Raw genomic sequence first — 21,394 nt, 5'->3', positions numbered from 1 at the left:
CGCTGACAACGCCCCGCACGAACGGTGAAGGCGAGTCCGGCTATTCCGGGCGAATGGCGGTGACTTCACCCGCGTTGCCCTGAACGGTCAGGTCGAACTCGACGCGATCCCCGACAGCGGCTTGCTGTACCACGGCGGGGTCTGCCGTGAAGCTCATCGTCATCGCTGGCCAGCCGACCGCCGGAATAGCCTCGTGATTGATCGTCACGGTGCCGGCCGCCGCATCCACGGCGGTGACCACGCCCGCGCCGCTGCCGGATCTGGAGCCCGCAGCAGGGGATGTCGCCGTGTCCGTCGCGCCGGCCGCGGAAGCCGTGTCGACGGGAGCGGCAGCGTCCGGTTCGGCGGCCGGGTCTGCGGGTTGGCCGCAGGCCGATAGCATCATGACCGCGCCGGCGAGTGCGATAAAGGTTCGAGTCATGGAGTCGCTCCTTGGGTTGAGAGGGTCGAACGGGCCTTGCGGCGCCTGAGGAGAAGATAGCCCGCCGGGATAACGAGCATCGAGAGCAAAGGCGCGGTGATCATGCCTCCGATCACCGGCGCGGCGATCCGGCTCATTACTTCCGAGCCCGCGCCGTGGCCGATCAGAATCGGAAACAGGCCCGCGAGGACAACGGCGACCGTCATGGCCTTGGGCCGGACCCGCAGCAGGGCGCCTTCGCGAACGGCGTCTTCGACCTGTCCGCGATCGGGGTCGGCTCCGCGATCCTTCAATGCGTGCTTCAGATAGATCAGCATCACCACGCCGAACTCGGCCGAGAGGCCGGCCAGGGCGATGAAGCCGACGCCGGTGGCGACGGACTGGTGAAAGCCGAGTAGATAGAGCAGCCAGATCCCCCCGGTCAGGGCGAACGGCAGGGTGGCCATGATCAGCAGGGCTTCGTCGAAGCGCCCGAAGGTCAGGTAGAGCAGGATGAAGATGATCGCCAGCGTGGCCGGGACAACGATCCTGAGCCGCGCGGTCGCCCGTTCGAGATATTCGAACTGGCCCGAGTAGGCGATGCTCACGCCAGGCGTGAGGGTGACATCGCTGGCCACCGCTCGACGCAGATCCGCGACGACCGAGGCCAGGTCGCGTCCCCGCACGTCGACATAGACCCAGGTGGTCGGCCGGCCGTTCTCGGACTTCAGCATCGGCGGCCCGTCGGCGACCCGCAGATCGGCGACGGTGCCCAGGGTGATCTGCTGGCCTGAAGGCGTCAGGATCGGCAGGGCTCGCAGCTGCTCCACGCTGTCCCTCAACTCGCGCGGATAGCGCACGCTGATGGGATAGCGCGCCACGCCCTCCACGGTCTGGCCGATGGTCTCGCCGCCGATCGCGCCGGAGACGATCGACTGCACATCGGCGATGTTGAGCCCGTACCGGCCCGCCGCGTCGCGGTCGATGTCGATATCGATGTAACGGCCGCCCGTCAGCCGCTCGGCCAGCGCCGAGCTCACGCCTGGCACGGATCGGGCGATCTCTTCGACCTCGGCGGCGATGCGGTCGATCTGACCGAGGTCAGCGCCGGACACCTTGACGCCGACCGGGCTCTTGATGCCCGTCGCCAGCATGTCGATGCGATTGCGGATGGGCGGAACCCAGACGTTGGACAATCCCGGCACCTGAACCGCGCGGTCGAGCTCCTCGACCAGCTTCTCCGGAGTCATGCCGTGGCGCCATTCATCGCGCGGTTTGAACTGAATGGTGGTCTCAAACATTTCCAGCGGAGCCGGATCCGTCGCGGTTTCCGCCCGGCCCGCCTTGCCGAACACGGTCGCCACTTCCGGCACCGTGCGGATCATGCGGTCCGTCTGCTGCAGCAGTTCCGCGGCCTCGGCGGCGGACAGGCCGGGCTGTGCGGACGGCATGTAGAGCAGGTCGCCTTCATCCATCGCCGGCATGAACTCGCCGCCCAGCTGACTCAACGGCCAGGCCGTGGTCGTGAAGGCCGCGAGGGCGATCAGCAGGGTCCGCTTCGGATATCTGAGCACCCAGTCCAAAGGTCCGCAATAGGCATGTGTCAGCCAGCGATTGATCGGATTGCTCCGCTCCGCCGGTATCCGCCCGCGGATCAGATAGCCCATCAGCACGGGGACGAGGGTGATCGACAGGATCGCGGCCGCCGCCATCGCATAGCTCTTGGTGAAGGCCAGAGGCGCGAACAACCGGCCTTCCTGCGCCTGCAGGCTGAACACGGGGATGAACGACAGGGTAATGATCACCAGGCTGAGGAACAGCGCAGGCCCGACCTCGACGGCGGCCTCGGTGATCACGGCCCAGCGGGTTTCGCCGTCCAGCCTGTCGTCAGGATGATCGTGCTCCCATCGCTCGATGTGCTTATGGGCGTTCTCGATCATGACCACCGCCGCATCGACCATGGCCCCGATGGCGATGGCGATCCCGCCCAGCGACATGATGTTGGCGTTCACCCCCTGCACATTCATGACCAGGAAGGCCGCCAGCACGCCGAGCGGCAGTGTCAGGATGGCGACAAGCGCGGATCGCGCGTGCCAGAGGAACAGGCCGCAGACCAGGGCGACGATGAGGAATTCCTCGATCAGCTTGCCGCTCAGGTTCTCGATCGCCCGATCGATGAGCCGGGACCTGTCGTAGGTGGTCACGACCTCGACGCCCGGGGGCAGTCCGGCCTTGAGCGTCTCGAGCTTCTCGGCGACGGCGGCGATCGTTGACCGCGCGTTCCCGCCGGACCGGAGGATGACGACGCCGCCGGCGACCTCGCCCTGCCCGTTCAATTCGGCGATCCCGCGCCGCATCTCCGGACCGATCTGAACCGTGGCGACATCGCCGAGCCGGATCGGAACCCCGCCGGCCGCGGTGCGGAGCGGTATGGCCCGGAAGTCCTCCAGCTCGGTCAGATAGCCGTTGGCGCGCACCATATACTCGGCCTCGGCAAGCTCCAGCACGGACCCGCCCGTTTCGCCGTTGGCGCGCTGGATGGCCTCCACCGCGGTCTGATGGGTCACGCCGTACGCGGCGAGCCGGACGGGGTCGAGCACCACCTGATACTGCCGCACCATGCCGCCCAGGCTGGCGACCTCCGCCACGCCCGGCACGGTCTTCAGCTCGTAGCGGAGAAACCAGTCCTGCAGGCTGCGCAACTGCGCCAGATCGTGGCGGCCGGTCCGATCGACCAGGGCGTACTCATAGACCCATCCCACGCCGGTGGCGTCGGGACCCAGCGCCGGTTGGACCGTGGCCGGAAGCCGCGCTTGAACCTGGTTCAGATATTCCAGCACCCGGGACCGGGCCCAGTAGAGATCGGTCCCGTCCTCGAAAAGCACATAGACGAAGCTGTCCCCGAAAAAGGAGTAGCCCCGCACCGTCCGCGCGCCGGGCACCGACAGCATGGTCGTCGCCAGCGGATAGGTGACCTGGTTCTCGACGATCTGGGGCGCCTGGCCCGGGAAGTTGGTGCGGATGATGACCTGCACATCCGACAGGTCCGGCAGGGCGTCGACCGGCGTGCTTCGCACCGCCCACAGGCCGGCCGCGAGCAGGGCGAAGGCGGCCATCAGGACGAGGAAACGCCCCTTGACCGAGGCGCGAATGACGGCAGTGATCATTGCGCGGGCCTCGCGCGCGCAGCGGACGCCGCCGGCCCGCCGGCGACCGACCGGCCTTCGGCCAACGGCGCGGCGGCGGCCCGTTCGACCTCCCCGATCGGCCGGGCCGCGACCCCCGACATATTGGCTTCGGAGTCGATCAGGAACTGGCCCGACGCGACGATCCGTTCGCCCTCCCTGAGGCCGGCGAGAACCTCGGTCCGGCCGCCGGCTTCCCGTCCGATGCGGACCTCCGCCGCCTGAAAGCGGCCTTCCGGGAGGGCGAGCATGACGAGGTCACGCTCGCCGGTCCGGATCACCGCCTCGGTCGGCACGAGCAGAGCCGAGGTCGAACCGCCGCCGAAGGTGATGCGGCCGAACATGCCGGGCCTGAGACGCCCTCCCCGACTGTCCATTTCTATTCGCGCGGTGACCGTACGGCTATCGCCGACGAGCTCCGGCAACAGGGCGGTCAGGCGGCCGGTGAAGCGCTCGCCCGGGAATGCGGCCAGGGTGACCGCGACGGATTGCCCGACCCGCAGCTGGCCCGCCAACGCCTCCGGAATGGCGGCGTTGAGCCAGACGGTCGTCAGGCCGTTGATTTCGGCCAAGGTCGCGCCCTGAGCCACGCTCATGCCCGAACGCACGCCCAAGGTCTTGACCACGCCGCCGGCGGGCGCCGTGATCGTGATGGTGTTTCGCGCCCGCCCGCTGCGCTCGATCGCGGCGATCAACGCCTCGGACATGCCCAACAGGACCAGTCGCTGCCGCGCCGCGCGGATCAGGGACGTATCGCCGGTGCGTCGCACCGCCAGATATTCGGCCTGGGCGCCGCCCCAGGACGGGATGAGCAGGTCCACCAGGGGCGCGCCGGCGGCGATCACATCGCCCGGCGCGCGATCGTAGACCCTTCGCACGAATCCGTCCGCGCGCGCCTGGACCACGGCGATGTCGCGCTGGTTGAAGTCGATGACGGCGGTGGCCTCGGCATCGGCCTCCAGCACGCCGCGACGCACGAAGGCGAACCGGGCGCCCAGGTTCTGGGTCAGCGACGGATCGATGCGGACGCCAGCCCCCGAACCCACCTCGTCCGCGTATTTCGGGATGGTGTCCATGTTCATGGACGACTTGCCTGGCCCCGGATACCGTTCGTTCGGGACCATTGGATCGTACCAGTAGAGCACCTTCCGCTCCGTAGCGGCGTCATTCGCCCCGCTTCCCGTCCGCTGGGAGATCAGGACGCCCGCGCCGGCCCCGATGGCGACCAGCAGGAGCGCCGCGGCCGCCATCGCCAGACGCTTGTCGCCAAATCCGGTCATCTGTCACCCCCATAGGTCAGGCTGATCTCGACGGCGCCCCGAACCGCCGCCGCTTCCTTGTCCAGCACGTCGAGCCGGGCCTCCGCCACGGCGGTGAAAGCACGGATGATGTCGCCGATCCCGATGCGGCCGGCGGCATAGGCCGCCGTCTCCAGGTCTGATTGCTGCACCACAGCGGGCAGCACCACGTCCCGCGCCCGGATCCACAGGTCCTGATCGGTCGCCTGCCGGGCCAGGGCGCGCCGCAGATCGGCTTCCAGGCGTCGCCGCGTCGCATCGCGCTCCGAGCTCACTCTCAGCGCGTCGGCCGCCCGGGCGGCGATCAAGGATTCCTGACGTTCTCTCTGAAAAAGCGGCAGACTGACGCTGGCGCCCACGGACACCATGTCTCCGAACCGGGGATCGCGACGTTGATAGCTGGCCTCCACCGACCAGTCCGGCCGGCGGCCGGCGCGCGCCAGATCCAGTTCGGCGTCGGCGCGACGTCGCTCGGCGGCGTAGGCCCGGAGCGCCGGCAAATCCTCGAGTCCCGCTCGCAGACGCGTGGGATCGAGTCCCGCCCGGGGCGGCTCTCCCTGCGTGCTCGCCGCCGGATCGCCGGTCCAGCGGGTCAGCTCGGCCCGGGCCGCGTCCCGATCCGCGAGGAGCCGGCTCCGGCGGTCGTCCAGGGCCGCCTTCAGCTGGATCGGGATCAGGGCGGCGGCCGGCCGTTCGGAGCCCGAGGCCACGCCGGACGGGGCCGCCTCCCAGAGGGGTTGCAGGGTCGCCAGAATCTGATCGACGACCGCCAGCTTGCGGTCCGCGTAGTAGAGGTCGATCCAGGCCACGCCGGCCGCGATCCGAACCTCCCGCAGGGCGGTGGCCTCATCCGCCACGGCGACGCCGACGGCGGCCTCGGCCAGGTCCCGCTCCGCCCGGCGGCGCGCCCGGCTCGGCAGATCCTGCTCGACCCCGATCCGCAGGGCGGTGAAATCGTCCTCGCCGAACTGGCCCGCCAACGGCCCAGTCACCGGAAAACCGTCGAGGCCGAATTTGAGACGCGGATCCGGCAGACGCCCGGCGGCGGGCGCGGCGGCCCGAGCCGCGTCGACGCCCAGAGCGCTGGCTCTCAGGCGCGGCGCATCGCTGGCGGCGCGGGCCAGAGCCTCGTCGAAGGTCTGAGGATCGGCGCGGGCCGGCGCGGTCCAGAGTGCCACCACGAGGACTGCCGACAGTGGCCACGGCCGGTGAACGGCGCCCAACCAGCAAGGCCGCCGCACGCGTCGCGGCAAGGGAACGGCCGAAAGACGGCGCACGACAGAGGCCGCCGTGCCGAAGCGAATGATCATGAGAATTCTCGATAACCGCCGCGTCCACCTCGCGGCGTGACGCAGGCGCAGACCTCAGTCGATCGGCGGACGCCGCGACGCGGTGCGCGGCTTTCCGATCAGCGAAAGCAGTCTACGACAGCGGTTTGGGCGGACTCTTCAGTGGAAGCGGACCCGCGCCTTCCAGCGCGACATCGACCTCGGCGAACGATTTCGCCCCCGACCCGAGCGGATGCTCGATCGCCGGCGCGGGCGGCATCGGCGAGGCGACGGCGGCGCAGCCCATCTTGGCGATGCAATCCGGCGTCATCTTGCTGCACGGGCCTTCGGCGTCGTCGACGGCTTCGTCCGCCATGTCCATCATCTCGGCGCAGTCCGCCTCCGGCATTGCCGCCGTCGCCTCGAACACCTGAACCGGAGTGGCGTGCGCCGACGACTGGCCGATGAACCCGGCCACCGCGAGGGCGAACAGAAGGACGCGGACAATATTCCACATGGCGGCCGAGATAGGCGCTTCGAGGCCCTTCGAGTCAAGACGCGACCGCGCCGGACGGCGCGCGCCGTCCGCTTCAGTCGCGACCATGACGAACGCCCTTCATCGCCGTCCGTCGGGAGCATGATCGACCGCAGAAGAGCCGCTCCAGTGGCGCTTCAGCGCAGACCCGCTTACGCTGGGAGGGAAGATTCAGGATCTGAGAGGATGGCGTGCCGGACAGACTTCGAGACCTCATCGCGCAATGGCGTAACGATCCCTCGGCGACCTACCAGACCTGGTTCCTGTGGGATGAACGGCTGAAGAATTTCCGGTCGATCCGCCGGGGCATCGGCCAGGTAGTCGAGGAGATCGAGACGGGCCGCTTCGGTGTCGCCTATCGCGGCTCGTCCCTGGAGACCATCGTCCATTCCGTCGCCGAGCAGCGACAGATCTTCAAGGGCGCCGACCACGCCTTTCTGTGGAAGCCCAAGTTGAGGATCCCCGACATCTACGAGAACCCGGCGAACCAGCGCGCCTTCGGCCGCCTGCTGCATCATTGCAGCGGCTGTTCCACAGCCGACGAGATTCTCTCCGGCATCCGCACGATCGATCAACTCAAGATCAAGGGCCTCGGGCCGGCCGTCGCCAACCTGATCTATTTCCTGCACCCCACGCATGCGCCCCCGTTCAACACCGCCATCGTCAACGGTTACAACGCGATCACCGGCTCGAAGGTGAAGCTCGGCAGCTGGGAACATTATCTGGCCATGCGGGAGGGCCTCCTGGCGCTGAACGCCCGATATCGTGACCTTCTGTCGAACGATCTGGGCGCCCTCGCGGGATTCCTGTTCGATGTCGGGTCAGGGCGGTATCCGGCGCCGCCCCCCGCCGGTGACGCGCTCTCGCGCCAGGGGTGGGAAGAACGGCTCGCCCAAGCCCGCGCGGAAGCCCTGAAGTTCGAGAAGGCGACGGCGCAGCAACGCGAGACGGATCGCACGCACACGGAAATCCAGGCCTGGCTTCGTGATCTGGGACGCGCGCTCGGCTATCGGGTCTGGATCGCCGCCAACGACCGGAGCCGGCTCCATGACGGCGCGCGTCTCGGCGAGGGCTGTCTCGATCAACTTCCGACGGCGCTGGCGAACGGCGCTGGCGCCGAGTCGATCCGTCTGATCGACGTCCTCTGGCTCGATGCCTCGCCGGATCGCGTAGCGGCGGCCTTCGAAGTCGAGCACTCCACCACCATCTATTCCGGCGTGGTGCGCATGCTGGATCTGGCGCTCTCGGGTGAACTCCACACGTCCGCCGGTCTCTTTCTGGTGGCGCCGGACAGCCGGGAAGGCGATGTCCGGGCCCAGCTCCAGCGGCCGGCTTTCAGCCGGATCTCGGACCTGGACGTCCGATATCTGCCCTATGGGGAGTTGGACCGGCACCGGGGATCGATCGCGCGCTTCGGCTCCGACCTGCGAGGCCTGACCGAAATCTCTCACCGCCTGACCTGACCACCCGCCCGCGCCCGGGCGCAACCCGCATCAACTCGAACCGCCCGTCCGCCGAGACGCCCGGAAAGCCTTCAGATCACGCGCCAGGCGGATCCATAGCAGGATGATCCCGGTGATCACGATGCTCAGGGTGAGGAAGGTCGTGATGATGATCAGCGGATGGTTGAAGTTCTCGCCGGTCTTCCAGTCCATGATGTGGAGCCGCCAGAAGAAGTCATAGAACCGCCAGACGCCCGAGCGGCGCGTCACGACCTCTCCGGTGGCCGGCGACAGATAGAAGGTCGTCCGTTCGCGGTCGGCGAAATCGACCCTCCAGAGCGGTCCTGTCCGGCCGGTTTCCTGAGGCGCCATGGCCAGCAGCACGGCGTCGGACACCTTCGCCTCGCCCTTGTAGCCCGTCCGGGCGAACGCCGAGGCCTCGCCAGCGGACATCGGCCCGAACGGAAGGCCCGTGACGGCGGACACGACGACGGGCTCTCCGTCCGCCGGTTTCAAAGTCCAGGCGGGTCCGCGCGGCGTCGTGCGCAGCTCCGCCTCGACAGGGGCCACGCCCGCGCGACGGGCCACGACGGCGAGGGTCGGAAGAGCTCCAACCTCAAGCAGAGCCGGCTTGAGTTCGGCCGCGCGATGTTCGCTACGCACCGTCTCGATCGGAATGACGGTCATGACCAGACCGCCGCCGACCCAGAACAGAACCTGCAGCCCCACCACGAGGGCGACCCATTTGTGAAGCTGGGTCGACAGCCTGAGAACCTTCATGGAACGAACCCGACTAGCCGTGACGCGCGAAGACGCGTGTGCCGCCGCCCTCGAGGATCAGCAGGGTCTCATAGGGCTCGCGCTGGCCGTCCGGCGTCTCCATGCCCGGCGACCCCAGGGGCATCGCCGGAACCGCCAGGCCCACGGCCTTGGGACGCTCGGCCAGAAGCCGTCTCACGTCCTCGGCCGGCACATGGCCCTCCAGAACATAGCCCCCGATCAGGGCGGTGTGACAGGACGCGAGGGCTTCGGGCACGCCTTGGGTGCTGCGGATCGAGCGGAGACTGGGAAGCTCGCTGATCCGCGCCTCGAAGCCCGCGGCGCGCATGTGATCCACCCAGGCCGTGCAACAGGCGCAGGTCGGCGTCTTGTAGACGGCGAGCTCGTTCGACGCGCGACCGACCGGGGCGCAGGCCGCGACCGCCAGGGCGCCCGTTCCCATGGCGATGAGACTGCGGCGTGAGAGTGGAATGGACTGGGACCCCATGAGACCTCAAGAAAACGATGTGCAAACGGCGCTGACCGTCGCGGTCGCGCTCAGGCCGCCGGACGGAAAGGCCGCGCCGAGGAATGATAGATGTCGAACCTCCACTCGTCACCTCGCTTGCGCAGGACGCTGGTCGCGGCGCCGCGGCGTTCTATGGGAGCTCGCGCGCCGTCCTTGAAGGTGATGTGGTAGGTGTAGGTCTCGCTTACGAAGGCCGTATCGCCATCGACCTCGATCTTCATGTCGTGGTCGCGGAAGTCGAACCCAGCGAGATCGGCGAACTCAGGACCCAGATGGTGCTCCAGATAGTAGGCGAACGATCCCTCCACGCCGCCGTTCTCGAAGATTTCGGAGTCGGACCAGAACAGGGCCGGCGTCTGCGACACATCCATCCGCTCGATGGCGGTCTTGTAGGCGGTGACCACGGCGCGGACCTGTTGTTCGTCCGCGGTCTGGGCCTGCGAGGCGGTGGCGAGGAGAGCGGCGACCGCCAGTCCGGCGAAGGTTGAACGAAACATCGTGGGCGAGGCTCCTGTTTGCCGGCCGCGAAAGGTGTGTCGGACGGGCGTGGGTGAAAAAACGAGAAGGTTGAACGACGGCGCGGCCTTCAGAACATCAGATGTCTCACGCCGTGGGTCAGCATGCCGCCCAAGAGGCCGTTGATCACGACGGCGACGGCGGTGAGCGTCAACAGGCCGATGTAGACTCTCTCGCGCCCGGGCCCCGGCCGGCGGACCCAGTGCTCCTTCGCCCACCAGCTGAGGAGGCCCAGCGCGGCGATCGAAGTGCCGAGCCATCTGTGAGAGGCGTGGGTCGCGTCGTCCCGTCCCGGCATCCCCATGGCGAACCAGCCCAATGCCACTGCGCCGACCGCGGAGATGGCCGCCAAGGCGATGATGACGCGCGTGCCCTGGGTCAGGACCGGACGCCGGAGGGTCAGGGCGGCGATCTCGAGGAGGGCGGCGACGAGGAACAGGGCGATCGGAAAATGCACCGCGGCCGGGTGCATGGCGCCGAGCCAGCGGTACAGGCGCTGCGGCATGGGTTTCGGACCCTCGTCCGCCATCATGGCCCCGTGGTCCATGTCGGCCGCCATGCCGGGCATGGCCGTCATGTCCGATTGCGGCCCCTCGGCGGTCGATGCGGCGCTCTGGCCGCGAACCGCCGGGGCGTCATGATCCTCGTGCGCGATCGCGGGCGCGCTCACCGACAAGGCGAGCGCGAGTCCCAATGCCGGGAAAAATCCGCGTGATGTCATAAACCCTCTCCACTCCTGTCCCTTCTGCTATCTACGCAGCGCGAGGTCCGCCCCCTCGCCCGAGGGATGTCACGGTCTTGGCCGTAGTAGGATGTAGGGGCGCAAGGAGAGTGTTCGATGTCGCTTAAACTGGATGACATTCTGGCCGAGTCCGCGATGACGCCCATCGGCCGGTCGCTCGACGGGCTCGAACCGCTGGTCTGGAGCCGGGTCGAGACGCTTCGCGGCGAAAGACTGGCCACGCAGGTCCGTCTCGGCGCGGTCGCCGTGGCCCTCGCCACCGGTCTGACGGCGGGCGGCGTCGGCGCGGCCGCCGCGCCGAGCCCGCCGGGAGAGATGGCCATCTTCACGGTCGATGCGGGCCTGTCGCCTCTGGTGAGACTGGAAACCGGGCGGTGATGCGCGGCTGGCGCGCGATCGTCCTGACGGCCGTGCTGGCGGCCGTCGCCAGCGGCGCGGGCACCTGGATCAGCGCCAGCTGGGTGCTGAGCCGGCGCGAGCCGCCGTCCCTGCACGACATCGTGCACCACGATCTCAAGCTGTCGCCTGACCAGTTGACGCGCATCGAGGCGGTCGAGGCCCGGTTCGCAGCGCGTCGGCCCGCGCTCGAAGCCGATGTCCGCGCGGCCAACCTCGAGCTGGCGCGCGCGATCGAACAGAGCGACGGCGACGGTCCCCCGGTTCAGGCCGCGGTCGACCATTTCCACGTCGCCATGGGCGCCCTTCAGAAGGAGACGATAGCCCACGTCTTCGAGATGCGGTCGGTGCTGACCCCTGCCCAGGCCGAGGTCTTCGACGACCGCATCGTGGCGGCTCTCGCGCCCGACGAAGGCTAGCGTTCCGGGTGGAGAGTCCAGCGAACCTGTCAGCGCGCGCCGCCGGCGGCGATCGGGCGGCCTTCGGCGCGCTGATGCAGCAGACCAAGACGGCCCTGTTCCGCTTCGTCCGGCGCTATGTCGGCGACGAACAGGATGCGTGGGATCTGTTGCAGGAGACCTATGCGGCGGCGTGGATCAACATCCGCCGCTATGACCCGACCCGGCCCTTCGAAGCCTGGATCCGGACCATAGCGCTCAACAAATGCCGGGACTGGAGCCGCCGCCGGTTCGTCCGACGCCTGATCCGGGGCGACGTCGATCTGGCATCGCCGGAAGCCTTGGCCGTGGCGAACGGCGACGAGCCGGCGGATGAACGGATGGAGGCCGGCGACCGACTCGCCCGTCTGAACGAGGCGATCAGCCTTTTGCCGCCGCATCTCAAGGCCCCGCTGCTGCTCACCGCGATCGAGGGGCGCAGCCAGGCGGAAGCGGCCGAAATTCTGGGCGTGACCGTCAAGACGGTGGAGACGCGCGTGGCGCGCGCCCGTCGCAAGCTGTTCGATGTCCTGGGCGGCGCGGGCGACGTCCCGCCGGCTCCGAAATGACGCGGATGAAGGCCGGACGGCGAGGGCTGCGGCGCTCGCCCGCGTAAACCAGTATGAAGGCGTCGATGGAAATACCTGACCGTCGCCCTCTTATCAGGAGCTTGCCACATGAGATTGCCGATCCTCGCCGCGGCCGCGGCGGTCACCCTGGGCGCCTGCCAGCCCGCCGCCGAGCCTCAACCGGTGGACGCCGAGCCGACGCCGGACGCTTCAGCGATGGCTCCGATGGAAGCCGTGCCGGCCGCAACCCCCGAGGCGACGCCGCCGCAGGCCGCCACGCCCGCCCCTGCCGCATCAACCCCGGCCGCGCCTCCCAAGGCATCGGCGCCCCGCCCGGCCCCCCGGCCCGCGCCCGCGCCAGAGCCGACACCGCCGCCTGCCGATCCGATGGCCGGCCATGACATGTCGAAGATGGACGGCATGACCATGCCGCCCAAACAGTAGTTCGCTTGAAGTCCAGGAGTTTTCGATGAACCGTTCAATACTCGCCACTCTCGCCGCCCTCGCGGCCTTCGCTCCTCTGTCGGCCGCCCAGGCCCAGAGCCAGTCGCATGCCGGCATGTCGGCGCAGGACCACGCCGCCATGCAGGCGCCGGCCAATGGCGTGGCGACCACTCCGGCGGACAACGCCATGCTGTCCTCCGCCCCGACCACCTTCTCGGCGACTTTCCCGCACGCCATGGTCCTGACGTCCCTTCGCCTGACCGGCGGACCGTCGAACCAGGCGGTCGATGTGGCCCTGTCAGCGGAGGCTGCACCCGCGGTCACCGTCAGCGCCCCGCTTCCGGCCCTCGCGCCCGGCACCTACGCCGCCGCCTGGACCGCGAAGGGCGCCGACGGCCATCAGATGAACGGCGTCGTCCGTTTCATGGTTCACTGAGGAGGCGGCCTCCCGCCTCCTGAGGGGCCGAAACCGAAGTGGGGAACGCCGCGCGGCTCGCCGCGCGGCGCTTTTCTTGCGCGATCGGATCGTCGATCTGGCGCACCTCGATCGCGGGCGGCTTAAAAGCGACGCGGCGGTATCCCGCACGCCGAACCCTTCATTCACGCTGAGTGTGAAGCGCAGGCAGACAACGCGCCAGGCCCGTCAAGGTCCTGACCACCACGTCGGCGTCGCTGCGACGGGGTTCGGCCTCAAGGGCCCGTTCCGGATCATACAGCACGGTCCGACAGCCCAGAGCCTTGGCCGGACGGATGTCCCATTCGAGGCTGTCGCCGATCACGCAGACCTCGGGAGCCTCGACGGCCAGGGCGGCGAACGCACGCCTGAACGCGTCGGGAAAGGGCTTTCCCACGCCGACTTCGCCCTCGATCTGAATGTGATCGAAATACGGTTCGAGACCGAACCGTTCGATCTTGGCGCGCTGCAACGGTCCGGCGCCGTTGGTGAGAAGCGCGAGGCGATAGCCCGCGTCGCGCAAGTCGAGCAGCAGGGCCTCAGCCCCCGCCTCGAGCCGCATCTCTTCGTCCCGCCGCCGGCTGAAGGCGTCGGCGAGGCTCGAGACCGTTTCGCAAGCCGGTGCGGGATGGCCTTCCCGAAGCAGGGTCTCGAAGGCCACTGTCGCGATGAGGCGCCGCGCGTGTTGTGGGTCGGCGCGACCCAACTCATGACACCGCGGGTCGCGCCAGAACGCCTGCCCGGCCCGCGTCAGCGCCTGCGCCGCGACATCCGGGGCGAGGCCGCCCAACTCGGCTTGCATCGTCAAGCAGACGCTCCGCCAGGCCAGATCCGGCCGGCGGTAGGCCGAGAGTAGGGTGTCGTCGAGGTCGATGACCACGGCCGAGAGGGGCCGCGGCCTCACCGAGACCTCCCCGTCCTTTCCAGCCGCCGAGACCGGGGACGCCGCGCCTCGGCGACGATCCGCGACCGCCTATCGGGGCCAAGGATCAGACGAGGCCCGCCGCCGCCGACCTTCGCTAGAACCACGTCCGGATGCCGACGACGAGGCGCGTGTCTTCCGAGCTTCGCCCATCGGCTTCGAGGAAGTCCGCCGTATTCCCGAAGCTCTTGGTCCATTCCAGGCCGACATAGGGGGCGAACTCCTTGTGGAATTCGTACCGCAGCCGAGCCCCGATCTGGAGCGACGTCAGGCCGGATCCAATCCGGAGCTCGGGGATGTCCTCGGCCGACAGCACGACTTCAGCGCGAGGCTGCACGATCCAGCGGTTGGTGATCCGCTGATCGTATTCGGCCTCCGCCCTCGCCGTGAGTTCACCCTTGTTGGAGAGGAAGGCCGCCGCATCGACCTCGAACCAGTAGGGCGCGAGGCCCTGAACGCCCACGACCAGATCGGTTCGATCGCCCTCCGGACGGTAGGTCTGTCGCAGACCCGTCTGGAAGTCGAAGAAGGGCCGGAACGCCCGGCTGTAAAGGGCCTGGATCTCGGCTTCCTCGACCTCGCCGTCGAAGTCGCCCTCGACTTCCGACTTCCACCAGAAGCGGTTGATGTCGCCGCCGGTCCAGCCCTGCGCGTCCAGCGCGTAGCCTTCTTCGCCGTCTCCGAAACTCGCTTCGAGCTGGTCAATGATCACCGCGGTGGTCCGCACGTCGCCATTCTCGACGCGAAGCTGTTCGCGGGCCGCCGCCATCTCCGCGGGATCGAACAGGGTATCGGCGGCGTGAGCGGGGCCGCTGGTCGCCCCGGGCGGAAGGGGCATTTCCGGAGGGCGTCCCGGGTTGTCCGCGCTGGTCGGCACGTCGGGCGGCATCGCCATGGCCGACATGTCATGACCCGGGGGCATCTGCCCCATGGTCGACATGTCATGTCCCGCCGGCATGGCCGACGCGGGCGCGGTCTGCCGCATCGTCGACATGTCGTGCCCGGCGTGGGGATCCGGCTGAGCGGCGGTGGCCGGCTGTTGGCCGCTCTGCATGGTCGACATGTCATGTCCCGCCGGCATGGCCGGCGCCGGCGCGGTCTGGCCCATCGTCGACATGTCATGTCCGGCGTGGGGATCCGGCTGACCGGCGGCGGCCGGCCGCTGGCCGCTCTGCATGGTCGACATGTCGTGGCCCGCCGGCGTGGCCGGCGCGGGCGCGGTCTGCCGCATCGTCGACATGTCGTGCCCGGCGTGGGGATCCGGCTGACCGGCGGCGGCCGGCTGTTGGCCGCTCTGCATGGTCGACATGTCATGTCCCGCCGGCATGGCCGGCGCGGGCGCGGTCTGGCCCATCGTCGACATGTCGTGCCCGGCGTGGGGATCCGCCGACGCCGGCGCGCGCTCGGGCACGGCGCCGGTCGGGCAGACCGGCGCCCCGGGCGTTCCGACGCGGGACGGATCCGCCGTCGGCGCGCCGCGCCGGACGCAACCGGCGGGCAGCTGGACGGCGGTCTGGACGGCGTTAGCCGCCGCGCCGTGCCCGGCGTGGCTCTGGGCGAACACCGGGCCGGCCGAGGCCGCGAGGAGCAGAGGGACGAGACCCACGGACCGACGGATCATGACGAGGCTCCTGACATCGGGCGGACGGTGACGACGTTGAACATGCCCGCGTGCATGTGCATCAGCATGTGGCAGTGGAAGGCCCAGTCGCCCGGTGCGTCGGCGGTTAGATCGAAGGTCACCTTGCCGCCGGGGGCGACGTTGACGGTATGCTTGAGCGGCTGATGCCCGGCCGGTCCGCCCGTGACCAACTCAAAGAAGTGGCCATGCAGGTGGATTGGGTGAGCCATCATGGTGTCGTTGACGAGGGTCACCCGCACTCGCTCATTGCGCTCGAAACGGATGGGCTCGACCAACTCACTGAACTTGCGGCCGTCGAAGCCCCACATGAACCGCTCCATATTACCGGTCAGGTGGATTTCCATCGTGCGCGACGGGGGGCGCTGGTCCCTGTTGGGGACTAGCGACACCAAGTCGGTATAGACCAGCACCCGGTGCGGGACGTCTTCCAGCCCCATCGGCCGTTCACCCAGGCGATTGGCCGGATCCATGGCGATGGCGTCTACGCCGACGCCAACCGCCATGTCTGGCGGAGCGTTTTCAGGGTCGCGCATGTTCATTCCGCTCATGGACATGCCGCCCATGTCTCCCATCGGAGCCCCGCCTTGCGTCGAGGCTCCATGATCCATGCCGGTCATCGCGCCATGATCCATTCCGGACATGCCGTCCATCGAACCGTGATCCATTCCGCCCATGCCCATGTCGCGCATGGTGAGGTTCGGGACCTCGCGCAGGGGAGGGACCTCGGCGGTCATGCCCAGGCGCGGAGCAAGGGTCGCCCGCCCCATGCCGGAACGGTCAATGGCCTCGGACACGATGGTGTAGGCCCGGTCCTCGGTCGGCTGGACGATGACGTCGTAGGTCTCGGCGACTGAAATCTGGAACTCGTCCGTCTCGACCGGGCGCACGTTCTCGCCGTCGGCCTGGACCACGGTCATCGGCAAGCCCGGGATGCGGACGTTGAAGATGGACATGGCCGAGGCGTTGATGATGCGCAGCCGCACCCGCTCGCCGGGCCGGAACAGGCCGGTCCAGTTCTCCTGCGGCCCATGGCCGTTGATCAGATAGGTGTAGGTCGATCCGCTGACGTCGAGGATGTCGCGCGGGTCCATCCGCATCTGGCCCCACATGCGCCGTTCCTCCAGGCTCATGCGGTCCTCGCCGGAGAAGAGGCCCGCCAGGGTCGTGCGCTGCCGGTTGAAGTAGCCGGGGCTCTTCTTCAGCTTGTCGAGGATTTCGTGCGGATGCATGAAACTCCAGTCCGACAGGACCAGCACATGCTCGCGGTCGTAGGCGACCGGATCGGCGCCGGCCGGATCGATGACGATCGGCCCGTAGTGGCCGAGCGCCTCCTGCAGGCCGGAGTGGCTGTGATACCAGAAGGTGCCGGACTGCCTGATCGGAAACTCGTAGACGAAGGTCTCGCGCGGCTTGATGCCTGGGAAGCTGATCCCGGGCACCCCGTCCATCTGGAAGGGTAGAAGAATCCCATGCCAGTGGATCGAGGTGTCTTCGTCCAGGGTGTTCGTCACCGCCAGACGGACGTTCTGGCCTTCGCGCAGCCGCAACACCGGCGCCGGCAGCACGCCGTTGATGGTCGTGGCCGTCGCGGTGCGCCCGTTCACGGTGAAGGGCGTCTGACCGATGGTCAGATCGATATTCGGCCCAGTCAGGGTAGGCAGGTCCGACCGCAGCCCCGGCGAGCCCGTCTGCGCCCAGGCGGGCATCAGGCCCTGCAAGGCGGCGAGACCGCCGCCCGCGACGGCGCCGCGCAGCAGCAGTCGACGATCCAGCTTCATAAGATACTCCTCAAAGTCAGAACCGCGCCTCGGCGAGGCGACGATCTATATGGTTTTACGCAGGCGACCCGGTCGGCCCTCGCGACACGCTGCCGCAGAGCCGACCGGGCCGGAAACTCCCGTCGCCTAGCGCTGGATCAGCGCCTCGCCAGGATGGCTTTCATCTGGGCGATCTCCCTCTCCTGGGAGCTGACGATCTCCTCGCACAGACCCAGCACTTCCGGATCCGTCAGCGAGGCCTGCTGACACATCAGGATGGCGCCGGAATGGTGCGGGATCATCGATTTCAAGAACTCGGTGTCGCCCACCGCCGCCTGGGTCCGCATGCCGTAAAAGCTCACCGCGAACACCAGGGCGGCGGCTCCGCCGATCAGAAGGTTGGTCCGTTTCGACGGATACATCGATCGCATAAAGATCAGCATGAGGATGGCCATCGGCGACACCATCATCAGCGTCATGTAGACGTTGTTGAGGTTGAAATAGAAGTGATTGAGGGACGCGATCATCGTGTACATCACCAGGTACATGATGATGAAATCCACGATGAGCTCGACGCCGAAGGAACGGTAGCTCCCCTTCATCGAGTCCATCGTCTTCATCTTTGAGTCCATCGTCTTCATCTTTTCCATGGATCGGTCCTTTCGCGACAACGCTCTTCAATCACATTCCGATCGCCAATCAGGCAGCGCCGGCCGGATGGGAGTCCAGCCAGGCGCGCAACTCGGCGATGTCGGCGGTCTGCATCTCGATCGTTTTCTGCGCCATGCGCCGGATGTCGGCGTCCTGACTTTCGCGCAACACCACCTGGGCCATGTCGAGGGCGCCCTGGTGATGCGCGATCATCTTGCGAGCCCAGGTCTGGTCCGTGTCGGCCCCGGTCGCGGCCATCATGGCGTCCTTCATCTCGGCCTCGGCCGTCGCGTATGGATTTTCCGCGCTTCCGCCTGGAGCCGCCGCGCCGGCGGCGGCGCCCACGTTCGTTTCAAGCCAGCGCCGCAGCTCGGCGATGTCGCCGGGCTGCATCTCGATGGTCTTCTGGGCCATGCGACGGATATCCGCGTCCTGTGTGTCCCTCAGCACGATCTCGGACATGTCCAGCGCGCCCTGGTGGTGAGGGATCATCTTGCGGGCCCATGTCTCGCCCGCATCCGCGCCCATGGCGGACATCATGGCCTCGTGCATCTTGGCCTCGGCGGCGGAGAACGGAGTCTGCGCCATGGCCATCGGCTCCTGCGTCTGAGCCGAGGCTTCGGCCTCCGTGTTCGCCGGCGGTTCCGCCGACGGGCTGCAGGCCGCCAGAACGAGAGCGGAACAGCCGGCGACCAGGAGAGACGTGCGGGTGAAAGTCGGGATGAGCATAGGGCGTCTCCGCTTGAGGGGGTCGCCGGCGGATCGCCGGACGGCCAGACGAACGATGCGTCCGACAACGCTGCGGCGGGTGCGAGTTTGGTCCCTTGCCCCGACTGCCCACGCCGGACATCGTCCAGCGTAATCCAGCCCCGGCGCCACGGTTCCGCCGTGATTAAATATTCCCGAACGCCGTTGGATCAGGCGAGGGATCGGTCGCCGGAATGCGTATTGGCGCCCCCCCGCGGCTCTCGTCTGCGACGGCTTTCTGGCCAGGGGACATCCATCAGAGTCGGACGGCCCGGAGCCGCAGCGCGTTGGCGATAACACTGACGGAGGACAGGGCCATCGCCAACGCCGCCAGGGCCGGCGACAACAGAAGGCCGAAGACCGGGTAGAGCAGTCCCGCCGCGATCGGAATGCCGAGGGTGTTGTAACCGAAGGCGAAGACCAGGTTCTGACGGATGTTGCTCATCACCGCCCGGGACAGTTTGCGCGCCCGGACGAGGCCCTGGAGATCGCCTCCCAGCAGGGTGACGCCGGCGCTTTCGATCGCCACGTCCGACCCGGCCCCCATGGCCACCCCCACGTCGGCGGCGGCCAGGGCCGGGGCGTCGTTCACACCGTCGCCGGCCATGGCGACGATCCGACCCTCCGCTCTCAGCCGCTCGACGACCGCCGCCTTGTCCTGAGGCAGGACCTCGGCCTGGACGTCGTCTATGCCGAGCCGGCGCGCCACCGCCTCGGCCGTCGTGCGGTTGTCGCCGGTCATCATCACCAGACGCAGCCCCGACGCCTTCAGATCGCGGATGGCCTCGGCGGTGGTCGCCTTGACCGGATCGGCGATGCCCAGCACGCCGGCCGCAGCCCCGTCCACGGCCACGAAGATGGCGGTGGCGCCCTCCTGGCGAAGCGCTTCGGCCTCGACCTCCAGCGTCCCCACGTCGACGCCGATCTCGGCCAGATAACGGCTGTTGCCGAGCGCCACGCGGCGGCCGTCGACGACCCCGGTGACGCCGCGCCCGACGGGGCTGTCGAAGTCCGACGCCTCGGACAGAACCAGATTTTGGTCGCTCGCCGCCCGAACGACGGCGTCCGCCAGCGGATGCTCGCTGCTCCGCTCAAGACTGGCGGAAAGTCTCAGAAGCTCGGCCTCGTCGAACCCATCGGCTGGCCGGACGGCCGTCACCGAGGGGCGCCCCTCCGTCAGGGTGCCGGTCTTGTCGAGCACTAGGGTGTCGACCTTTTCGAAGCGCTCCAGCGCCTCGGCGTTCTTGATCAGCACTCCGGCGTGGGCTCCGCGCCCCACCCCGACCATGATGGAGATGGGCGTGGCGAGCCCCAGGGCGCAGGGACAGGCGATGATCAGGACCGAAACCGCCGCGACGAGCGCGTAGGAAAGCCGCGGTTCGGGGCCGGCGAGCCCCCACACGACCGCGGCCAGAACCGCGATGCCGATCACCGTAGGGACGAACCAGCCCGAGACTTTGTCGGCTAACCGCTGGATCGGGGCGCGGCTGCGCTGGGCCTGGGCGACCATCTGGACGATCTGGGCCAGCAGGGTGTCGGCGCCGACCTTGTCGGCCCGCATCACGAACGATCCCGTCTTGTTGAGCGATCCGGCGACGACCCTGTCGCCGATGTCCCGGGTCACCGGCATCGACTCCCCCGTCACGAGGGACTCGTCGAGGGTCACCCGCCCATCCAGAATCTCGCCGTCGACCGCCACCTTCTCGCCGGGACGGACGCGCAGCCGGTCTCCGACCGCGACCAGGTCGAGGGTGACGTCCTCGTCCCCGCCGTCGTCGCGAACCCGCCGGGCGGTCTTAGGGGCGAGGTCGAGCAGCGCGCGGATGGCCCCTGACGTCTGCTCGCGCGCCCGAAGCTCCAGGATCTGGCCGACCAGCACCAGGACGGTGATGATGGCCGCCGCCTCGAAATAGACCGGCGCGCTGCCGTCCATCCGCCGGACCGCCGCCGGGAACAGATGCGGCGCCAGCACCGCGACCACGCTGTAGATCCAGGCCGCGCCGACGCCGATGGCGATCAGGGTGAACATGTTGAGGCTGCGTTTGCGGAGGGACGCCCAGCCCCGCTGAAAGAACGGCCAGCCGGCCCACAGGACGACCGGCGTCGCCAGGGCGAACTGGATCCAGTTGGAGGTCTGGCCCGGAATCCGCATCGCCAGCCCGGTCAGATGGCCGCCCATTTCGAGCGCGAAGACCGGCAGCGTCAGAACCGCGCCGATCCAAAGGCGGCGGGTGAAGTCGATCAGTTCGTGATTGACCGGCGCCTCCGCGGTGACCGTCTCCGGCTCCAGCGCCATGCCGCAGATCGGACAGGAGCCGGGTCCCTCCTGGCGCACCTCCGGATGCATCGGACAGGTGTAGATCGCACCGGGCGTGACGGGAGCCGGTTCAGGCCGCTCGCCGAGATAACGAGCCGGGTCGGCCATGAATTTGGTCCGGCAGCCCGCCGAACAGAAGAAATACGCCTGCCCCTCGTGGGCGGTCCGATGCGCCGCGGTCGCCGGATCGACGGTCATGCCGCACACCGGATCGACTGCCCGCCCTTCGGCCTGAGGCGCCATGTTCGAACAGCAGCCGCGGCCGGCCGGCTGGGAGGGGGAAGACATGGCCATGGCGGCTCCTCGGACGACTTCACCGTTAAAAATATACCCCGCATGGGTATCGCGCAAGGCGTGGCGGTGAGCTAGGATCGAACGATCGGA

Annotated in this window: 21 protein-coding genes; 6 read left to right on the top strand and 15 right to left on the bottom strand. The window is 68.4% G+C overall.

The features are described from left to right. Nucleotides 1-40: 40 nt before the first annotated feature. The 5 genes from ACZ5M6_RS08275 to ACZ5M6_RS08255 form a co-directional block, all read right to left on the bottom strand. The gene (locus ACZ5M6_RS08275; RefSeq protein ID WP_054765341.1) at nt 41-421 is read right to left on the bottom strand and encodes a copper-binding protein; all 381 of its coding nucleotides are present in this window, start codon (nt 419-421) and stop codon (nt 41-43) included. Further along, nucleotides 418-3,567, bottom strand: a complete 3,150-nt coding sequence (locus tag ACZ5M6_RS08270; protein ID WP_125900830.1) for an efflux RND transporter permease subunit — start codon at nt 3,565-3,567, stop codon at nt 418-420. Before ACZ5M6_RS08270 ends, ACZ5M6_RS08275 begins: the two co-directional genes overlap by 4 nt. Then, nucleotides 3,564-4,865, bottom strand: coding sequence for an efflux RND transporter periplasmic adaptor subunit (locus ACZ5M6_RS08265; protein ID WP_082382655.1), 1,302 nt, complete (start codon nt 4,863-4,865; stop codon nt 3,564-3,566). Before ACZ5M6_RS08265 ends, ACZ5M6_RS08270 begins: the two co-directional genes overlap by 4 nt. Beyond that, nucleotides 4,862-6,193 (bottom strand): TolC family protein, encoded by a 1,332-nt coding sequence (locus ACZ5M6_RS08260; protein WP_082382654.1) that lies wholly within the window; start codon nt 6,191-6,193, stop codon nt 4,862-4,864. The genes ACZ5M6_RS08265 and ACZ5M6_RS08260 overlap by 4 nt, the downstream gene beginning before the upstream one ends. Before the next feature lie 112 nt (nt 6,194-6,305). Beyond that, nucleotides 6,306-6,755 (bottom strand): hypothetical protein, encoded by a 450-nt coding sequence (locus ACZ5M6_RS08255; protein WP_224761380.1) that lies wholly within the window; start codon nt 6,753-6,755, stop codon nt 6,306-6,308. Between the two features lie 122 nt (nt 6,756-6,877). On the opposite strand from ACZ5M6_RS08255, the gene ACZ5M6_RS08250 reads away from it, so the two are divergent. Next, a complete protein-coding gene (locus ACZ5M6_RS08250) occupies nt 6,878-8,149 on the top strand; it encodes a hypothetical protein (protein WP_054765339.1) in 1,272 nt (423 codons plus the stop codon). A gap of 30 nt (nt 8,150-8,179) precedes the next feature. On the opposite strand, the gene ACZ5M6_RS08245 is transcribed toward ACZ5M6_RS08250, so the two are convergent. From ACZ5M6_RS08245 to ACZ5M6_RS08230, 4 genes are all read right to left on the bottom strand, one after another. Beyond that, nucleotides 8,180-8,908: a PepSY domain-containing protein gene (locus ACZ5M6_RS08245; protein ID WP_054765338.1), complete on the bottom strand. Its 729-nt coding sequence runs from the start codon at nt 8,906-8,908 to the stop codon at nt 8,180-8,182. Nucleotides 8,909-8,921: 13 nt separating this feature from the next. After that, nucleotides 8,922-9,395: a DUF411 domain-containing protein gene (locus tag ACZ5M6_RS08240; RefSeq protein ID WP_082382653.1), complete on the bottom strand. Its 474-nt coding sequence runs from the start codon at nt 9,393-9,395 to the stop codon at nt 8,922-8,924. A 50-nt stretch (nt 9,396-9,445) separates the two neighbouring features. Continuing rightward, nucleotides 9,446-9,913: a YybH family protein gene (locus ACZ5M6_RS08235; protein WP_054765336.1), complete on the bottom strand. Its 468-nt coding sequence runs from the start codon at nt 9,911-9,913 to the stop codon at nt 9,446-9,448. Nucleotides 9,914-10,002: 89 nt separating this feature from the next. Then, nucleotides 10,003-10,602, bottom strand: coding sequence for a DUF2231 domain-containing protein (locus tag ACZ5M6_RS08230; protein ID WP_191555438.1), 600 nt, complete (start codon nt 10,600-10,602; stop codon nt 10,003-10,005). A 168-nt stretch (nt 10,603-10,770) separates the two neighbouring features. Between ACZ5M6_RS08230 and ACZ5M6_RS08225 the strand changes: the two genes are divergently transcribed. From ACZ5M6_RS08225 to ACZ5M6_RS08205, 5 genes are all read left to right on the top strand, one after another. Beyond that, complete coding sequence (locus tag ACZ5M6_RS08225; protein WP_066551049.1) at nt 10,771-11,052, top strand: hypothetical protein; 282 nt, start codon at nt 10,771-10,773, stop codon at nt 11,050-11,052. Continuing rightward, a complete protein-coding gene (locus tag ACZ5M6_RS08220) occupies nt 11,052-11,489 on the top strand; it encodes a Spy/CpxP family protein refolding chaperone (RefSeq protein ID WP_054765334.1) in 438 nt (145 codons plus the stop codon). Before ACZ5M6_RS08225 ends, ACZ5M6_RS08220 begins: the two co-directional genes overlap by 1 nt. A gap of 8 nt (nt 11,490-11,497) precedes the next feature. Next, nucleotides 11,498-12,076: an RNA polymerase sigma factor gene (locus ACZ5M6_RS08215; protein ID WP_054765333.1), complete on the top strand. Its 579-nt coding sequence runs from the start codon at nt 11,498-11,500 to the stop codon at nt 12,074-12,076. Between the two features lie 108 nt (nt 12,077-12,184). Then, nucleotides 12,185-12,520 (top strand): hypothetical protein, encoded by a 336-nt coding sequence (locus ACZ5M6_RS08210; protein ID WP_066551041.1) that lies wholly within the window; start codon nt 12,185-12,187, stop codon nt 12,518-12,520. A 25-nt stretch (nt 12,521-12,545) separates the two neighbouring features. Beyond that, entirely contained in the window at nt 12,546-12,956 is a 411-nt protein-coding gene (locus ACZ5M6_RS08205) for a copper resistance CopC family protein (protein WP_066551038.1), read from the top strand. Nucleotides 12,957-13,116: 160 nt separating this feature from the next. Here ACZ5M6_RS08205 and ACZ5M6_RS08200 read toward each other — a convergent pair whose 3' ends face one another. The 6 genes from ACZ5M6_RS08200 to ACZ5M6_RS08175 form a co-directional block, all read right to left on the bottom strand. Then, complete coding sequence (locus ACZ5M6_RS08200) at nt 13,117-13,854, bottom strand: HAD family hydrolase (RefSeq protein ID WP_165906565.1); 738 nt, start codon at nt 13,852-13,854, stop codon at nt 13,117-13,119. 139 nt (nt 13,855-13,993) lie between these two features. Beyond that, entirely contained in the window at nt 13,994-15,517 is a 1,524-nt protein-coding gene (locus ACZ5M6_RS08195) for a copper resistance protein B (RefSeq protein ID WP_224761375.1), read from the bottom strand. After that, on the bottom strand, nt 15,514-17,316 hold the full coding sequence (locus ACZ5M6_RS08190; RefSeq protein ID WP_054765329.1) for a copper resistance system multicopper oxidase: 1,803 nt from the start codon (nt 17,314-17,316) through the stop codon (nt 15,514-15,516). Before ACZ5M6_RS08190 ends, ACZ5M6_RS08195 begins: the two co-directional genes overlap by 4 nt. A gap of 137 nt (nt 17,317-17,453) precedes the next feature. Continuing rightward, entirely contained in the window at nt 17,454-17,945 is a 492-nt protein-coding gene (locus ACZ5M6_RS08185) for a DUF305 domain-containing protein (RefSeq protein ID WP_224761373.1), read from the bottom strand. A 49-nt stretch (nt 17,946-17,994) separates the two neighbouring features. After that, complete coding sequence (locus tag ACZ5M6_RS08180) at nt 17,995-18,675, bottom strand: DUF305 domain-containing protein (protein WP_054765328.1); 681 nt, start codon at nt 18,673-18,675, stop codon at nt 17,995-17,997. Between the two features lie 274 nt (nt 18,676-18,949). Then, entirely contained in the window at nt 18,950-21,298 is a 2,349-nt protein-coding gene (locus ACZ5M6_RS08175; protein WP_054766888.1) for a heavy metal translocating P-type ATPase, read from the bottom strand. Between the last annotated feature and the right edge of the window lie 96 nt (nt 21,299-21,394).

The sequence above is a fragment of the Brevundimonas sp. Br13 genome (assembly GCF_055391505.1).
Note: the sequence above shows the minus strand (reverse complement) of the source record. Positions and strands in the feature narration are given on the sequence as shown.